Genomic DNA, 15,959 nt, shown 5'->3' on the forward strand with positions numbered 1-15,959 from the left:
TCGCCCCCGTCACGTCCTCCAGCAGCACGAAGTTGAGTGGAATAGACTCAAGTAGAAACCGGTTGCCCCGAGCAGACCCAGCACGAGGAGGACGAATGGCAGAGCTGTCCCTCACCAGCAAGGCCCAGGAGGCGGTCGCCCAGGCCGCGACGACCGCGACGGGCAAGCACCACCCCAGCATCGAGCCGGCGCACCTGCTGCTCGCGCTCGCGGCACAGGCCGGCACGACGACGCCGGCGCTGCTCACGACCGGTGGCTCGAGCGTGCAGGCGGCCACGACGGCGGCCGAGCGCGCGATGGCCTCCCTGCCGCAGGTGAGTGGCGGTGCCCAGCAGCCGATGCTGTCGCCGACCTCGCTGCGGGTCGTCCAGCAGGCCCAGCAGTACATGACCTCGATGGGCGACACCTTCGTCTCGACCGACCACCTGCTCCTCGCCCTGGCCCGCACCGGCCAGTTCGGCCTCGACGCCGACGCCATCGAGCGGGCCGTCCCCGAGCTGCGGGGCGGTCGCCCCGTGACGTCGGAGAACCCCGAGGGCACCTTCGAGGCGCTCGCGAAGTACGGCACCGACCTCACGGCCCGGGCCCGCGAGGGCAAGCTCGACCCCGTCATCGGCCGTGACGCGGAGATCCGCCGGGTCGTCCAGGTGCTCTCGCGCCGCACCAAGAACAACCCCGTCCTCATCGGCGAGCCCGGGGTCGGCAAGACCGCGGTCGTCGAGGGCCTCGCCCAGCGCATCGTCGAGGGCGACGTGCCCGAGAGCCTGCGCGACAAGGTGCTCTACTCCCTGGACCTGTCGGCCATGGTGGCCGGCGCGAAGTACCGGGGCGAGTTCGAGGAGCGCCTCAAGGCGGTGCTGGAGGAGATCAAGGGCAGCGACGGCCAGATCGTCACCTTCATCGACGAGATCCACACCGTGGTCGGCGCCGGGGCCGGGGAGGGTGCCATGGACGCCGGCAACATGCTCAAGCCCATGCTCGCGCGCGGCGAGCTGCGGCTCGTCGGGGCGACGACGCTCGACGAGTACCGCAAGCACATCGAGAAGGACGCCGCGCTCGAGCGCCGCTTCCAGCAGGTCTTCGTCGGCGAGCCGTCGGTCGAGGACACCATCGCGATCCTGCGCGGCCTCAAGGAGCGCTACGAGGCGCACCACAAGGTGACCATCGCCGACTCGGCGCTCGTGGCCGCGGCGTCGCTGTCCGACCGCTACATCAGCGGCCGCCAGCTGCCCGACAAGGCCATCGACCTCATCGACGAGGCGGCCTCCCGGCTGCGCATGGAGATCGACTCGAGCCCCGTCGAGATCGACGAGCTGCGCCGCTCGGTCGACCGGCTCAAGATGGAGGAGTTCGCGCTCGAGCAGGAGAGCGACGACGCCTCCCGCGACCGGCTCGAGCGGCTCCGCAAGGACCTCGCCGACCGCACCGACGAGCTCGCCGCGCTGACCGCGCGCTGGGAGGCCGAGAAGGCCGGCCTCAACGCCGTCGGCGACCTCAAGGCGCAGATCGACGACCTCCGGATGCAGGCCGACCGGCTCCAGCGCGAGGGTGACCTCGCCGCCGCCTCGAAGATCGCCTACGGCGACATCCCCGCCCTCGAGAAGCAGCTGGCGAGCGCGCAGGAGCGCGAGGCGGCAGCGACCGCGGTGGGGGAGGAGCCGATGGTCAAGGAGGAGGTCGGTGCCGACGACATCGCCGACGTCATCTCCGCCTGGACCGGCATCCCCGCGGGGCGCCTGCTCGAGGGCGAGTCCGAGAAGCTGCTGCAGATGGAGGCGCACCTCGGCGCCCGGCTCATCGGCCAGGCGAGCGCCGTGCGGGCCGTGTCCGACGCGGTGCGCCGCACCCGGGCGGGGGTCTCCGACCCGGACCGGCCGACCGGCAGCTTCCTCTTCCTCGGCCCGACGGGTGTCGGCAAGACCGAGCTGGCCAAGAGCCTCGCCGACTTCCTCTTCGACGACGAGCGCGCCATGGTGCGCATCGACATGTCCGAGTACTCCGAGCGGCACTCGGTGGCCCGCCTCATCGGCGCGCCCCCCGGCTACGTCGGCTACGAGGAGGGCGGCCAGCTCACCGAGGCCGTGCGGCGCCGGCCGTACTCGGTCATCCTGCTCGACGAGGTCGAGAAGGCCCACCCCGAGACCTTCGACATCCTGCTCCAGGTGCTCGACGACGGCCGCCTCACCGACGGCCAGGGCCGAACCGTCGACTTCCGCAACGTCATCCTCGTGCTCACCTCGAACCTCGGTTCGCAGTTCCTCACCGACCCGACCCTGAGCCCCGAGGGGCGCCGCGAGTCGGTCATGGGGATCGTCCGGTCGGCGTTCAAGCCCGAGTTCCTCAACCGGCTCGACGAGGTCGTCGTCTTCGACGCCCTGAGCCGCGACGACCTCGCGCACATCGTGGACCTGCAGGTGCACGCGTTCGCGCACCGGCTCTCCGACCGCCGGATCAGCCTGTCGGTGACCAACGACGCGCGGCAGTGGCTCGCCGAGCGGGGCTACGACCCCGTCTACGGCGCCCGGCCGCTGCGCCGGCTCGTGCAGCGCGAGATCGGCGACCGGCTCGCCCGCGGGCTGCTCGGCGGCGAGGTGCGCGACGGCGCGAGCGTCGTGGTCGACGTCGACGACACGGGCGACGCGCTCACGCTCTCCTGATCAGCGCTCGAAGAGCGTGGCGTCCCAGCCGAACCCACAAGCAGCGGTGACGTTGTCCTCGCGGTCGTCGGTGAACCAGACGTCCGCGGGGGCCACGGCGCGCCCGAGGTCGGCCTCGATCGCGTGGTGCGCGGCGGCATACGCCAGCGGGTCGGGCTTGGCCACGCCGAAGTCGGCGCTGTTGAGCACGCCGTCGAAGAGTCGGTCGATGCCGAGCAGGCGCAGCTCCTCGGGCACGAGGTCGGTGCCGTTGGTGAAGACGTAGGTGCGGTGGCCGCCCTCCCGCAGCACCTCGAGGCGCTCGACCGTCTCGTCGACGACGGTGCCGCGGTGCTCGCGCCAGCGGGCCATCTGCTCGCGGACCCGCTCGGGCTCGGGCACGACCTCCTCGAGCGCGGTGCAGATCGCCGCGAACCACGCGTCGAAGCCCTGCCGCCCGGTGATCGTCGGCAGCAGGAGCTCGCTGCGGAACGCCGTCGCCGACACGTGGCCGGCGGGCAGGCCGAGCGCGGCCTCGATGGCGGGGTTCGCGTCGTGCGGTTCGAAGTCGCGCACGACGCCGTCGAGGTCGAAGACGTAGGCGGCGTGCTCCCTCATGCGGTCGGGTCGTGCCGCTCGTCCGTGCCGGAACCGCCGCTGGTGCCGGTCCAGGTGGCCGTGCCCTCGTGGACGCTGCCCTCGGCGCGGCCGGTCACGACGTCGGCGACCGACGGCCCCTCGCGCTCGCGCCACTCGGCCTCGCGGCGGGCCAGCTCGGCGTCCCGCGCCGAGAGCTCGGACTCGCGCGTGTCGAGCCCCTCGTGCCGGGCCGTCAGCTCGTTCTCGCGGCGGCGCAGGTCCTCGTCGCGCAGCGACGCCTCCTCGAAGCGGCGCTCCTGCTCCTCGCGGGCGGTCTCGGCCTCCCGGCGGATCGTCTCGACGCGCTCGGTCTCCTTCAGCTCGCGGCGCTGGCGGGCGCGACGCCGGGCCGCGGCTGCCACGAGCGCCCAGCCGAGGGCGAGGAGCAGCACGGTGACGGCGCCGTAGACGGCGAGCTCGAGGGCCGTGGCGTTGCGGGTGAAGCCGAGGGCCGTCACGGCGATCGTGCCGCCGGCCGCGTGCGACGCGAGGTAGGTGACGACGCCGGCTCCGGCGCCGAGCAGGAGGAGGACGACTCCGAGCAGGGCCATGGGGTGCTCCTAGGTCGAGAGAACAGGTGGAGGGTGGATCCCGACCCTAGCCATACCCACCCGGCCCGCCCCGCCCGGCGGACCGGACCGCGGCCCCCGCTCGGTTAGCCTGACCCCCATGCGCATCCCCGGAAAGCTCGTCGCCGTCGCCCTGGCCGCGCTCGGCGTCGTCGCGGTCTCGTCCTGCTCGAGCGAACCCGAGGGCGCGCCGGCCGGCCAGACGCAGGCCTCGCCCGCGCAGCTGCTCGCCGCCGCCAAGGCCAAGGTCGACGCGGCGCCGTCGGTGCACCTCACCCTCGCGAGCTCGAACGTGCCGGACGGGGCGAGCGGCGTCGTGTCGGCGGACGGCTGGGGCCAGCACCCGCCGGCGTTCAAGGGCACCTTCAAGGTCTCGCTCAAGGGCGTGCAGGCCGACGCCGAGATCACGTCGGTCGACGGCGAGGTCTACGCCAAGCTGCCGCTCGTGCCGGGCACGAACAAGATCGACCCGAAGACCTTCGGCCTGCCCGACCCGGCCGTGCTCTTCTCCACCGACAAGGGCCTGACGACCCTGCTCACCTCGACGACCTCGCCGGCGCTCGGCGAGAAGAAGCGCCAGGGCTCGGAGGTGCTCTCGACGGTGACCGGCGCGCTGCCGGGCAAGGCCGTCACCGACCTCTTCCTCATCGGCGACAGCTCGGGCACCTTCTCGGCGACCTACGGGCTCACCGACTCCTCGGAGCTGCGACAGGCCGTGCTGACCGGCCCGTTCTTCGGCGCAGGCACGAGCTCGACCTACACGCTGACGCTCGACCAGTACGGCGCCCCGCTCACGATCACCAAGCCCTGACCGGCCGGTGACCGCAGCCGAGGGCGCCCGGCGCCTGCCCCTGCTCGCCGCCGCCTCGGCCGCCGTCGCCCTCGCGGCCGCCGACACCTACGTCGTCGTGCTGGCCCTCACCGACATGATGGCGGGCGTCGGCATCGGCATCGACGCGCTCCAGCGGGCGACCCCGATCATCTCCGGCTTCCTGCTCGGCTACATCGCCGTGCTGCCGCTCATCGGCCGGCTCTCCGACCTGCTCGACCGCCGCCGCGTGCTCCTCGGCTGCCTCCTCGTCTTCGTGGTCGGCTCGGCCGTCACCGCCCTCGCCGTCGAGCTGCCGGTGCTCGTCGGCGGGCGCGTGCTGCAGGGCGTCGGTGGCGGCGGGCTCGTGCCGGCCACGCTCGCGCTCGTCGCCGACCTGTGGCCGGTGGAGCGCCGCGGCACCCCGCTCGGGGTCGTCGGCGCCGTGCAGGAGCTCGGCTCGGTGCTCGGGCCCGTGCTCGGTGCCATCGTGCTCGCGTGGGCGGGCTGGCGCGCGATCTTCTGGCTCAACGTCGCTGCCGCGCTGATCTTGTATGCCGTCATCCACCTCCTCGGCCCCCGCTCCGCGCGTCGCGGGGTCGGGCTCGCGGCCGTCGGCCTCGGAGCGCTCGTCGTGCTCGGCCTCGGCGTCACCGGGCTCGCGCTCGCGGCGCCGGAGGCGCTCGTCACCGACGTCACCCTCGGGGCACCCTTCGTGCCGTTCGCCGGTACGGCGCGGCTGCTGACCCCGGTCGGGGTCGTCGGCCTCGGGCTGCTCCTCGTCGCCGCGGTCGTGTCGGCCCCGCGCTGGTGGGCGGTCCTGCGCCGGGTCGACCTCGTCGGCGCCCTGCTCGTGGCCGTCGCCCTCGGCAGCCTCGTGCTGACCTTCGCGTCGTCGGACCCCGAGAAGGAGGTCGTCGGCCCGCTCGGTCACGGGTTGCTGCCCGTGGGTGGGGTCGCCCTGCTCCTGCTCGTGTGGTGGCACCGCCGGGCGACCGACCCGCTCGTGCCGCGCGGCGTCGTCGGCTCCCGGGGCCTGCGGGCCTTTCTCGTCAGCCTGCTCGTCGGGGCGGCCCTCGTGGCCGTCGTCGTCGACGTGCCCCTCCTGGCTCGCCTGACCGACAGCTACGACGCGACGGGAGCCGCCCTCGTGCTCGTCCGCTTCCTCGTCGCCGTCCCCGTCGGGGCGCTGCTCGGCGGCTGGTCGCTGCGCCGCCTCGGCGACGGCGCCGTGGCCGGGGCCGGGCTGCTCCTCGCCGGTGGCGGACTGCTCGTCATGTCGGGCTGGACCCTGGCGTCGATCGGGCAGACCGTGCCCACGACGGTGGTGCTCGTCGTCGTCGGGCTCGGCACCGGCCTCGCCCTCGCGCCCGTCAACAACGCGGCGCTCGCCGACTCCCCGCCCGGCGCGCACGGGGTGGCGAGCGCGCTCGTCGTCGTGGCCCGCATGGTCGGCATGGTCGTCGGGCTCGCGCTGCTCACGTCGGTGGGCCTCAGCCGCTACTACGACGCGGTGCGGCGACTGCCCGACCCGCTCGACACCGACGCGCTCATCGGCGCGGGCGTCGTGCAGGTGCAGACCGTCTTCCTCGGCGGGGCGCTCGCGGCCCTGCTCGGCGCCGCCGTCGCGGTGTCTCTCGGGCTGCGCCGTGCACACCCGGACGGCCGGCGGCGCTGACCCCCGGCCGGCGGTTCAGACGCCGAGCTGGAAGACGACGGGGGCGTGGTCGGACGCGCCCTTGCCCTTGCGCTCCTCGCGGTCGATGGCCGCGCCGACGACCCGGCCGGCGAGCGTGGGGGAGCACAGCGCGAAGTCGATGCGCATGCCCTGCCGCTTGGCGAAGCGCAGCTGGGTGTAGTCCCAGTAGGTGAAGGTGCCGGGCTCGCTCGTGTGCGGTCGCACGACGTCGGCGTAGCCCGCGTCGAGCACCGCCTGGAAGGCCGCGCGCTCCGCCGGCGAGGTGTGCGTGCGGCCCTCGAAGTACTCGGCGCTCCACACGTCGGCGTCGGTGGGGGCGATGTTCCAGTCGCCGAGGAGGGCGATCTGCGCCTCGGGGTCGTCGGCGAGCCAGCCGCGGCCGGCGACCGAGAGAGCCTCGAGCCAGCCCAGCTTGTAGTCGAGGTGCGGGTCGTCGAGCGCGCGGCCGTTGGGCACGTAGAGCGACCACACGCGTACGCCCGCGCAGACGGCGCCGATGGCGCGCGCCTCGGGCACGACGGGGTCGCCCCAGCCGGGCATGCCGTCGAAGCCGACCTGCACGTCGTCGAGCCCGACGCGGGAGACGACGGCGACGCCGTTCCACTGGCTGAGGCCGTGGTGGGCCACCTCGTAGCCGAGCTCGGCGAAGCGCTCGAGCGGGAACTGGTCGTCGCGGGCCTTCGTCTCCTGGATCGCGAGCACGTCGACGTCGGATCGCTCGAGCCAGGCGGCGACGCGGTCGATGCGGGAGCGGATGGAGTTGACGTTCCAGGTGGCGATGCGCACAGTCCGTCACCCTAGACGGCACCGCCGACGACCGATGTCTAGGGTGAGGCGCATGACGCCGGAGCGCACGACCCGTCCGACGGCCCTCGTGACCGGCGCGAGCGCCGGCATCGGCCACGAGTTCGCCCGGCAGCTCGCCGCGCGGGGCCACGACCTCGTGCTCGTCGCCCGTGACCGCGCGCGCCTCGACGCCGTCGCCGCGGAGCTGACGAGCCGGTATGCCGTGTCCGCCGAGGTGCTCGTGGCCGACCTCTCCGACCGGGCGGCGCTGCAGGCCGTCGCCGAGCGGGTGGCCGACACCGGGCGCCCCGTCGACGTCCTCGTCAACAACGCGGGCTACGGCCAGCGCCGCAGCTTCCTGCGCAACGACGTCGCCGTCGAGGAGGCCGCCTTCGACGTGCTGACGCGGGCCGTGCTCGTGCTCTCGCACGCCGCCGGCGTGGCCATGCGCGAGCGGGGCCGTGGCCGCATCGTCAACGTCTCGTCGGTGGCCGGCTTCATCGCCTCCGGCTCGTACTCGGCCGCCAAGGCCTGGGTGACGACGTTCAGCGAGGGCCTCGCGAGCGAGCTCGCCGGCTCGGGGGTGACCGTGACCGCGCTGTGCCCCGGCTTCACGAACACCGAGTTCCAGGAGCGCGCCGGCATCAGCAAGCCCGGCCCGGCCTTCCTCTGGCTCGACCCGGTCGAGCTCGTGTCCGACTGCCTCGACGACGTCGACAAGGGGCGGGTCGTCTCGGTTCCGGGGCTGCAGTACAAGGCGATCGTCGGGCTGCTGCGCGTCGTGCCCCGCTCCCTCGTGCGCAGCCGGGCCCGCCTCGTGAGGCGCTGACCGCCACCGCACGTCCTCGGGAACCCGGCCCGGCGCGGGCTTTGACTTCGAGTGCTCGAAGTTCCTAGCGTCGGAGGGGTGAGCGCACCCACGACCGGACACACCTACACGATCAAGGAGGCCGCGGCCCTGACCGGCCTGCCGGCCAGCACGCTGCGCTACTACGAGACGATCGGCGTCATCGCACCCGTCAGCCGCGGCGCGAGCAGCGGCCACCGGGTCTACGGCGAGGCCGACCTCGACCAGCTCATGTGGGTCGCGTGCCTCGCGGCGACGGGCATGTCGGTCGCCGACATGCGCAGCTACGTCGCCAACGGGCCGCTCGGCGCGCAGCGGGCCGACGAGCAGATCAGCCTGCTCACCGAGCAGCAGCGCCGCCTCGAGGTCGAGGCCGAGCAGGTCGCGCTGCGCCAGCGCTACGTGCGGATCAAGGTCGACTACTGGCACGCGGTCGCCGCCGGCGACGCCGACCGCGCCGAGCTCCTCTCCGAGCAGGCCCGTGCCCTCGCTGATGCCCTGCGCCGGGTGCGCCCCCAGTAGCCCCGGCCTGACCGCCCCGCCCCGCAGCACCGCCCACCCCCAGGCGCGGCGCGTGCCGCGCGGTGCCATGCCCGTTCCTCGCCCCACCACCCGCGCACCGACCGAGGAGGACGACCGTGCAGATCACCCGCAGCACCACCGAGACCGGCACCGCGAAGGGACCGGCCGACTGGTTCACCGGCGACGTCTGGATCGACGCCGTGGCTGCCGCGCCCGCCCCGTCGCGACTGAGCGCCAACCTCGTGCACTTCATGCCCGGCGCCCGCACGCACTGGCACCGTCACCCGCTCAGCCAGACCGTCTTCGTCACCGAGGGCATCGGCCTGTGCCAACGTCGCGGCGGCCCCGTCGAGGTCATCCGCGCGGGAGACCGCGTCCTCTTCGAGGCCGACGAGGAGCACTGGCACGGCGCCGCCCCGAGCCGGCTCATGGTCCACCTCGCCGTCAACGAGGGCGACGCGGACCACGACGTCGTGCACTGGCTCGACCCGGTCACCGACGAGGAGTACGCCGTCCCGCCCACGCGGAGCTGACCGACGCCGTCCCGGCGCGGTCCACCCGACCGCGCCCCCCACACCCCGAAGCCGCACCGCCCACCTCCAGGAGGAGAACCCATGCAGGTCCACGCCTACGCCGCCCCCGCCGCCGGAGAGCCGCTGGCCCCGACGACCATCGAGCGCCGCGCCGTCGGGAGCAACGACGTCCTCATCGAGATCGAGTTCGCCGGCATCTGCCACTCCGACATCCACACCGTCAACGGGGACTGGGGCCCGCAGCCCTTCCCCGTCGTGCCGGGGCACGAGATCGTCGGCCGCGTCACCGAGGTCGGCTCGGCCGTCACCCGCCACGCCGTGGGCGACCGCGTCGGGGTCGGCTGCATGGTCAACTCGTGCGGCGAGTGCGTCAACTGCCAGGCCGGCGACGAGCAGTACTGCACCGACGGGATGGTCGGCACCTACGCCGCCACCGACCGCGACGGCACGACGACCCAGGGCGGCTACTCGACGCACGTCGTCGTCGACGCCGACTACGTGCTCACCGTGCCGGCGGGCATCGACCCGGCCGCGGCCGCGCCGCTGCTCTGCGCCGGCATCACGACCTACGCGCCCCTGCGCAAGTGGGAGGCCGGCCCGGGCCGCAAGGTCGCCGTCGTCGGCCTCGGCGGCCTCGGCCACATGGCGGTCAAGATCGCGCACGCCCTGGGCGCCGAGGTGACGGTGCTCTCGCAGTCGCTGAAGAAGCAGGAGGACGGTCTGCGCCTCGGCGCCGACGACTACTTCGCGACGTCCGACCCGACGACGTTCGAGCAGCTCGCCGGCCGCTTCGACCTCATCGTCAACACCGTGAGCGCGAAGATCGACCTCGACGCCTACCTCGGCCTGCTCGCCGTCGACGGCACCCTCGTCAACGTCGGCGCCCCTGCTGAGCCGCTCGACGTCAACGTCTTCTCGCTCATCGGTGGTCGTCGTTCGTTCGCCGGCTCGATGATCGGCGGCATCGCGCTGACGCAGGAGATGCTCGACTTCTGCGCCGAGCACCACATCGGCGCCGAGGTCGAGGTGATCCCCGCCGCGAAGGTCAACGAGGCCTACGAGCGCGTGCTCGCGTCCGACGTGCGCTACCGCTTCGTCATCGACGCCTCGACCATCGCCTGACGATCGCCCGACGATCGCCTGACGGGCAGCCGCCGGGTCACCCGGGCGGCGGCACCTACGATGGAGCCTCGTGACCACCATCGACACCGCCGCCGCCCGTGCCCGCCTGCTCGAGATCATCAGGGAGAAGGCGATCGTCCACGGTCGCGTCACCCTCAGCTCCGGCAAGGAGGCCGACTACTACGTCGACCTGCGCCGCATCTCGCTCGACGGTGAGGCGGCCCCCCTCGTCGGCATCGTCATGCGCGAGCTGACGAAGGACCTCACGTATGCCGCCGTCGGCGGCCTGACGCTCGGCGCCGATCCCGTCGCGACCTCGATGCTGCACGCGGCAGCCGCCTCCGGTGACCGTCTCGACGCCTTCGTCGTGCGCAAGGCCGGCAAGGCGCACGGCCTCCAGCAGCGCATCGAGGGCCCGTCGATCGAGGGCCGGCGCGTGCTCGTCGTCGAGGACACGACGACGACGGGCGCCTCGCCGCTCGCGGCCGTCGAGGCCGCCCGCGAGGACGGCGCCGAGGTGGTGGCCGTCGCGACCATCGCCGACCGCGCGACCGGAGCCGGCGAGCGGATCTCCGCCGAGGCCGGCGTGGAGTACCGCTACGCCTTCTCGCTCGAGGAGCTCGGGCTCGCCTGACCCGAACCCGTCGGCGCGGCACCCGGCGTCGGTGACGCGCGCGCGGGCGGCCCGGTCCGCAGCACGAACCCGTCGCGCAGGGCGGCCACCGACGACGGCGGCGTGATGACCGTCGCGGTGCCCGAGCGCGGGCGCCGCGACGGCCCGGCCGCGTAGGCGTTGCCGGGCAGCCACGCGAGCAGGCCGTCGGGCGTCACGACGGCGGGCCCCGACCCGAGCAGCACGAACGCGCCCTCGGGCACGTCGGCCCACGCGTACGCGTGCAGGCGCCGGGTGCGTCGGCGGGCGTCCCATCGCTCGTCGTGCAGGATCGCGTCGAGGCCCGGCGCGGGCAGGTGGCTCGTGCGGTGCGCCGCGGCGACGAGGTCGCGGAAGGCCACGTGGTCGGCGCGCCGGCACTCGGCGCACGGCCGGTGGCCGGCGGCCAGGGCCACGGCCTCGTCGAGGAAGAAGAGCGGCGTGTAGCGGTGCGGGTCCCACTGGCGCACCTGCCGGTCGCGGAACTCCAGCAGGCAGGTGATCCACGCACGGCCGACGTGGTGCCGGCGCACCTCGCGCGTGCCCGCCCCGTCGTGGAGGCGGCCGCGGTTGCCCATCAGCGTCCCCCGTCCCGACGAGGCGACGACCTCGCCGAAGGGGTCGACCCGGTTGGGGGCGGGGCCGGGGCGCCCGGTCACTCGAGCACCTCGAGGACGACGTCGGCGGGGTCTCCCTCGTCCAGGTCCTCGGCCACGCGCACCGACCTCTTGACCGGCAGGACGTAGGCACCCCGGGTGGCGTCGGGGAAGACCGACGTCGTCCACGACGTGCCGCCGACGGTGGCACGCACGCGCACGGACCCGAAGCCGCGTGGCGGGCGCGGGACCTCGCGGATGCGGGCGGAGGCGTCGGCGTCGACCGTGACGAAGAACCACTCGGCCCGGGCCTCCCAGCGCCACAGCTCGGCCGTGAAACGGAGCGTCCTCATGCGCCCACGCTAGGGCCGGGTGCCGACACCACCGCACTAGGATCGGCTCACTGACCGCCTGCTCCCGGGAGAAACCCCATGATCATCGTCTGGATCCTGCTCGGCCTCGTCGTGCTGCTCGCCGTCGTGGGCGTCATCTCCTACAACGGCCTCATCGGCCTGCGCAACAAGGTCGAGGAGGGCTGGCGCCAGATCGACGTCGAGCTGAAGCGCCGCCACGACCTCATCCCCAACCTCGTCGAGACCGTCAAGGGCTACGCGTCCCACGAGCGCGGCACGCTGGAGGAGGTCATGGCGGCCCGCTCCGCCGCGATGTCGGGCGCGCCGACGCCGGCCGCCGCCGCGCAGGCGGAGGGCCAGCTGAGCCAGGCCCTCGGCCGGCTCATGGCCGTCGCCGAGGCCTACCCCGACCTCAAGGCCAACCAGAACTTCCTCGCCCTCCAGCAGGAGCTGACGAGCACCGAGGACCGCATCGCGAGCTCGCGCCGCTACTACAACGCGCTCGTGCGCGACCTCAACACGAAGGTCGAGAGCGTGCCCTCGAACATCGTGGCCAACGTGGCCGGCGTCAAGCGGGCCGAGTACTTCGAGACCCCGGCCGTCGAGGCCGCCGCCCCGACGATCTCGTTCGGGGGCGCCGCCGGCGGTGGCGCGGGCGGCGTGTCGGCCTCGACCCAGCCGGGCGCGCTCGGCGGGCCGTCGACCCAGCCCGGCGCGGCTCCCGGGGCCCTGCCGCAGGCGCAGGCACCCGGAGCGGGGGCGCCCGACCCGACCCGCGACGCGGGCACGCCGAACGCCTGAGGTCGCCGCCGGCATCCGGCCGCGGTGGCGGGCTCAGCTCGAGCGGTCGGGGCCCGTCGCGCTCTCGGCGATGTCGGAGGCCGCCTCGCCCACCTCGGCCGCGACGGCCTTGGCGCGCTGGCGGTGCTGCACGAACTCGATGACCATGGGCACCAGCGACACCGCGACGATGAGCAGGATCGCGACCTCGAGCTTGTCCGTGATCCACGGGAACGCCTGCCCGAGGAAGTAGCCGAGCAGGGTGATGCCGGCCGCCCACAGCACGGCGCCCACGGCGCTCCACGTGAAGAAGCGACGCCGTTCCATGCGGCTCACGCCGGCCACCACGGTGATGAAGGTGCGCACGATCGGCACGAACCGGCCGATGACGAGGGCCTTGTTGCCGTGCTGGTCGAAGAAGGCGGTCGTCTGGTCGAAGTACTTCTTCTTGAGCACCCGGCCGTCGCGCGCGTAGAGCGGCGTGCCGATGGCCCGGCCGATCTCGTAGCCGACGACGTTGCCGAGGAAGGCCGCCGCGCAGAGCGCGAGGACCGCGACGGCGAGGTTGACGTGCACCTGCCCGGTCGCGACGAAGAGGCCCACGGCGAAGAGCAGCGAGTCGCCCGGCAGGATCGGGAAGAGCAGCCCGCACTCGATGAAGACGATGGCGACGGCGATCCAGAAGAAGGCGCCGCCGTACTGCTCGAGGAGGTACGTGGGGTCCATCCACTGCGGGCCGAGGGCGGGCGCGACGGCCGGCAGGGCGGCGAGAGCGTGCATGGGTCACAGGGTATGCCGTGTGCCCGGGCGTGCCTGAATCCCCGCTGTCGCGACGCTGTGGGTGCGGCCGGCGCCCGGATCGCGGAACGGGCCGGACCGCACACGCCCCGCTCGTAGACTCGGCACGTCGCCATCCGCTTGTCCGCAGGAGCCCCCATGCCCCGTCCCCGCCCCGCCCTCGCCGTCGCCAGCGTGCTGGCGGTCGCCGCCCTCGCCGCGTGCGGGTCGTCCACCCCCGAGCCCGGCGCGTCGGCCCCGGCCGGGACGTCGGGCACGGCCGGTGCCGACGCCTGCGCCAAGGGGTCGCTGACGCTCGTGAAGCCGGGCACGCTGACGGTCGGCACCGACAAGCCGGCCTACGAGCCGTGGTTCAGCGGTGACGACCCGAGCAACGGCAAGGGCTACGAGTCCGCGGTCGCCTACGCGATCGCCGACGAGCTGGGGTTCGCCAAGGGCGAGGTCACGTGGGCCGTCGTGCCGTTCAACACCGCGATCTCCCCGGCGCCCAAGGACTTCGACCTCGACCTCAACCAGATCTCGATCTCCGACGACCGCCGCAAGGCCGTCGACTTCAGCTCGGGCTACTACGACGTGCGCCAGGCGGTCGTCACCTACACGGGCAGCCCGATCGACGGGAAGACCACCGTGGCCGACCTCAAGGGCGCCAACCTCGGCGCGCAGGTCGGCACCACGTCGTACAAGGCCATCACCGACCAGGTGCAGCCGAGCAACGACCCGAAGGTCTTCGACACCAACGACGTCGCCGTGCAGGCCCTGAAGAACAAGCAGATCGACGGCATCGTCGTCGACGTCCCGACGGCCTTCTACATGACCGCGGCCCAGCTCGACGACGGCGTCATCGTCGGCCAGCTGCCCGCCGCGGGCACGCCGGAGCAGTTCGGCGCGGTGCTCGACAAGGGCTCGGCCCTGACGCCGTGCGTCACCAAGGCGGTCGACGCGCTCCGGGCCGACGGCACGCTCGAGAAGCTCCAGCAGCAGTACCTCGCCAACGCGGGCGCCCCCGAGCTGAAGTGAGCGAGCGCACCTGGTCTCCCTCGGCCGTCGAGCTCGAGCGCCGCGACTTCCGACGCGCACGCACGGTGCGGTCGGCGGCGCTGTCGGCCGTCAGCACGGTCGTCGTCCTCGGCGTGCTCGCCTGGCTCATCACGCACTCGGCGGGCTGGCCGCGGGTGCAGGAGACGTTCTTCAGCTGGGACAAGGCGGTCGACTCGTTCCCGGCCGTGCTCAAGGGCCTGTGGCTCAACATCCGGCTCATGCTCATCTGCGGCGTCTCGATCCTCGTGCTCGGGCTGACCCTCGCGATCATGCGGACCCTGCGGGGGCCGATCTTCTTCCCCCTGCGCCTGCTCGCGACGGTCTACGTCGACCTCTTCCGCGGCCTGCCGCTGCTGCTCCTGCTGCTCCTGCTCGGGCTCGGCGTGCCGGCGCTGCGCCTGCCCAACGTGCCCATCGAGCTGGCCTTCTGGGGAGCCGTCGCGATCGTGCTGTCCTACTCCGCCTACGTCGCGGAGGTGTTCCGCGCCGGCATCGAGTCGGTGCACCCGTCGCAGCGGGCGGCCTCGCGCGCCCTCGGCCTCTCGAGCGGCCAGACGCTGCGCCACGTCGTGCTGCCGCAGGCCGTGCGCCGGGTCACCCCGCCGCTCATGAACGACTTCGTCTCGCTCCAGAAGGACTCGGGCCTCATCGCCGTGCTCGGGGCCGTCGACGCGATCCAGGCGGCACGCATCGAGACCGCGAGCGACTTCAACTACACGCCCTACGTCGTCGCGGGCGTGCTCTTCCTCTGTCTGACGATCCCGATGGCGCGCCTCACCGACCACGTGGCGAGGCGGCAGGGCTGGCACGGGTCGGGAGGCACGCTGTGAACGGGGACACGTCGCTGCTCTCGGTGCGCGGCCTGCGCAAGAGCTTCGGCGAGAACGTCGTGCTCGACGACGTCACCCTCGACGTCGCGGCGGGGGAGTGCGTCGTGCTCATCGGCGCCTCGGGCTCCGGCAAGTCGACGCTGCTGCGCTGCATCAACCTCCTCGAGCAGGTGGACGACGGCGTCATCACCCTCGCGGGCCTCGACATCACCGACCCGAGGGTCGACGCGGACGAGGTGCGCTCGCGCACCGGCATCGTCTTCCAGGCCTACAACCTCTTCCCGCACCTCTCGGTGCTCGACAACGTGACGCTCGCCCCGCGCCGCGTGCACAGGGTCGCGCGCGCCGAGGCCGAGAGCCGGGCCATGGCGATGCTCGAGCGGGTCGGCCTCGCCGAGAAGGCGCGCGCCCGCCCCGACGACCTGTCGGGCGGCCAGCAGCAGCGCGTCGCCATCGCGCGCGCCATGGTCAACTCACCGCAGCTGCTGCTGCTCGACGAGGTGACGAGCGCGCTCGACCCGGAGCTCGTCGGTGAGGTGCTCGACCTGCTCCGCGAGCTGCGCGAGGAGGGCATGACGATGATCCTCTCGACGCACGAGATGGGCTTCGCCCGCAACGTCGCCGACACCGTCTGCTTCCTCGACGGCGGCCGCGTGCTCGAGCAGGGGCCGCCCGCCGAGGTGCTCGGCGCGCCGCGCGAGGTCCGCACCCGGCAGTTCCTCTCGCGGCTCGTCTCGTGAGTCGGGGCGAG

Annotated in this window: 18 protein-coding genes; 12 read left to right on the forward strand and 6 right to left on the reverse strand. The window is 73.4% G+C overall.

All coding sequences use genetic code 11. The annotated features are described in order from the left end of the window. Positions 1-95: 95 nt before the first annotated feature. Entirely contained in the window at positions 96-2,657 is a 2,562-nt protein-coding gene (clpB, locus tag ABD979_RS04010; RefSeq protein WP_345506150.1) for an ATP-dependent chaperone ClpB, read from the forward strand. Here the strand turns inward: clpB and ABD979_RS04015 are convergent, their stop codons facing one another. Then, on the reverse strand, positions 2,658-3,254 hold the full coding sequence (locus tag ABD979_RS04015; protein ID WP_345506151.1) for an HAD family hydrolase: 597 nt from the start codon (positions 3,252-3,254) through the stop codon (positions 2,658-2,660). It abuts the gene before it with no gap. Next, complete coding sequence (locus tag ABD979_RS04020) at positions 3,251-3,826, reverse strand: hypothetical protein (RefSeq protein ID WP_345506153.1); 576 nt, start codon at positions 3,824-3,826, stop codon at positions 3,251-3,253. The genes ABD979_RS04015 and ABD979_RS04020 overlap by 4 nt, the downstream gene beginning before the upstream one ends. Positions 3,827-3,944: 118 nt before the next feature. Between ABD979_RS04020 and ABD979_RS04025 the strand changes: the two genes are divergently transcribed. Both ABD979_RS04025 and ABD979_RS04030 read left to right on the forward strand, forming a co-directional pair. Next, a complete protein-coding gene (locus ABD979_RS04025) occupies positions 3,945-4,655 on the forward strand; it encodes an LppX_LprAFG lipoprotein (protein ID WP_345506154.1) in 711 nt (236 codons plus the stop codon). Positions 4,656-4,662: 7 nt separating this feature from the next. Beyond that, positions 4,663-6,330 carry an MFS transporter gene (locus ABD979_RS04030; RefSeq protein WP_345506155.1) on the forward strand — a complete coding sequence of 556 codons (1,668 nt, stop codon included), beginning with the start codon at positions 4,663-4,665 and terminating at the stop codon, positions 6,328-6,330. Positions 6,331-6,345: 15 nt separating this feature from the next. Here the strand turns inward: ABD979_RS04030 and ABD979_RS04035 are convergent, their stop codons facing one another. Continuing rightward, positions 6,346-7,137 carry an exodeoxyribonuclease III gene (locus tag ABD979_RS04035; RefSeq protein ID WP_345506156.1) on the reverse strand — a complete coding sequence of 264 codons (792 nt, stop codon included), beginning with the start codon at positions 7,135-7,137 and terminating at the stop codon, positions 6,346-6,348. A gap of 52 nt (positions 7,138-7,189) precedes the next feature. Here ABD979_RS04035 and ABD979_RS04040 point away from each other — a divergent pair, with 52 nt between their 5' ends. The 5 genes from ABD979_RS04040 to pyrE all read left to right on the forward strand — a co-directional run bounded on the left by ABD979_RS04040 (position 7,190) and on the right by pyrE (position 10,795). Then, the gene (locus tag ABD979_RS04040; RefSeq protein ID WP_345506157.1) at positions 7,190-7,966 is read left to right on the forward strand and encodes an SDR family NAD(P)-dependent oxidoreductase; all 777 of its coding nucleotides are present in this window, start codon (positions 7,190-7,192) and stop codon (positions 7,964-7,966) included. Between the two features lie 78 nt (positions 7,967-8,044). Next, the gene (locus tag ABD979_RS04045; protein WP_345506158.1) at positions 8,045-8,506 is read left to right on the forward strand and encodes a MerR family transcriptional regulator; all 462 of its coding nucleotides are present in this window, start codon (positions 8,045-8,047) and stop codon (positions 8,504-8,506) included. A 116-nt stretch (positions 8,507-8,622) separates the two neighbouring features. Continuing rightward, on the forward strand, positions 8,623-9,039 hold the full coding sequence (locus ABD979_RS04050; protein ID WP_345506159.1) for a (R)-mandelonitrile lyase: 417 nt from the start codon (positions 8,623-8,625) through the stop codon (positions 9,037-9,039). An 81-nt stretch (positions 9,040-9,120) separates the two neighbouring features. Continuing rightward, positions 9,121-10,161, forward strand: a complete 1,041-nt coding sequence (locus ABD979_RS04055) for an NAD(P)-dependent alcohol dehydrogenase (protein WP_345506160.1) — start codon at positions 9,121-9,123, stop codon at positions 10,159-10,161. A gap of 70 nt (positions 10,162-10,231) precedes the next feature. Beyond that, entirely contained in the window at positions 10,232-10,795 is a 564-nt protein-coding gene (gene pyrE, locus ABD979_RS04060) for an orotate phosphoribosyltransferase (protein WP_345506161.1), read from the forward strand. Here the strand turns inward: pyrE and ABD979_RS04065 are convergent. After that, the gene (locus ABD979_RS04065; RefSeq protein ID WP_345506162.1) at positions 10,759-11,472 is read right to left on the reverse strand and encodes a hypothetical protein; all 714 of its coding nucleotides are present in this window, start codon (positions 11,470-11,472) and stop codon (positions 10,759-10,761) included. The genes pyrE and ABD979_RS04065 overlap by 37 nt on opposite strands. Then, complete coding sequence (locus ABD979_RS04070; RefSeq protein ID WP_345506163.1) at positions 11,469-11,762, reverse strand: DUF1905 domain-containing protein; 294 nt, start codon at positions 11,760-11,762, stop codon at positions 11,469-11,471. The genes ABD979_RS04065 and ABD979_RS04070 overlap by 4 nt, the downstream gene beginning before the upstream one ends. A gap of 78 nt (positions 11,763-11,840) precedes the next feature. Between ABD979_RS04070 and ABD979_RS04075 the strand changes: the two genes are divergently transcribed. After that, entirely contained in the window at positions 11,841-12,563 is a 723-nt protein-coding gene (locus ABD979_RS04075; protein ID WP_345506164.1) for a LemA family protein, read from the forward strand. Between the two features lie 33 nt (positions 12,564-12,596). Here the strand turns inward: ABD979_RS04075 and ABD979_RS04080 are convergent, their stop codons facing one another. Further along, positions 12,597-13,322, reverse strand: a complete 726-nt coding sequence (locus tag ABD979_RS04080; RefSeq protein WP_345506165.1) for a DedA family protein — start codon at positions 13,320-13,322, stop codon at positions 12,597-12,599. Positions 13,323-13,478: 156 nt separating this feature from the next. Here ABD979_RS04080 and ABD979_RS04085 point away from each other — a divergent pair, with 156 nt between their 5' ends. From ABD979_RS04085 to ABD979_RS04095, 3 genes are read left to right on the forward strand one after another with little or no spacing between them, the layout of a single operon-like run. Next, positions 13,479-14,357: an ABC transporter substrate-binding protein gene (locus ABD979_RS04085; protein WP_345506166.1), complete on the forward strand. Its 879-nt coding sequence runs from the start codon at positions 13,479-13,481 to the stop codon at positions 14,355-14,357. Then, positions 14,354-15,208 carry an amino acid ABC transporter permease gene (locus tag ABD979_RS04090; protein ID WP_345506167.1) on the forward strand — a complete coding sequence of 285 codons (855 nt, stop codon included), beginning with the start codon at positions 14,354-14,356 and terminating at the stop codon, positions 15,206-15,208. Before ABD979_RS04085 ends, ABD979_RS04090 begins: the two co-directional genes overlap by 4 nt. Further along, positions 15,205-15,948, forward strand: coding sequence for an amino acid ABC transporter ATP-binding protein (locus tag ABD979_RS04095; RefSeq protein WP_345506168.1), 744 nt, complete (start codon positions 15,205-15,207; stop codon positions 15,946-15,948). Before ABD979_RS04090 ends, ABD979_RS04095 begins: the two co-directional genes overlap by 4 nt. Positions 15,949-15,959 lie beyond the last annotated feature (11 nt).

The organism is Terrabacter aeriphilus, from assembly GCF_039542985.1.
Classification (GTDB): domain Bacteria; phylum Actinomycetota; class Actinomycetes; order Actinomycetales; family Dermatophilaceae; genus Terrabacter; species Terrabacter aeriphilus.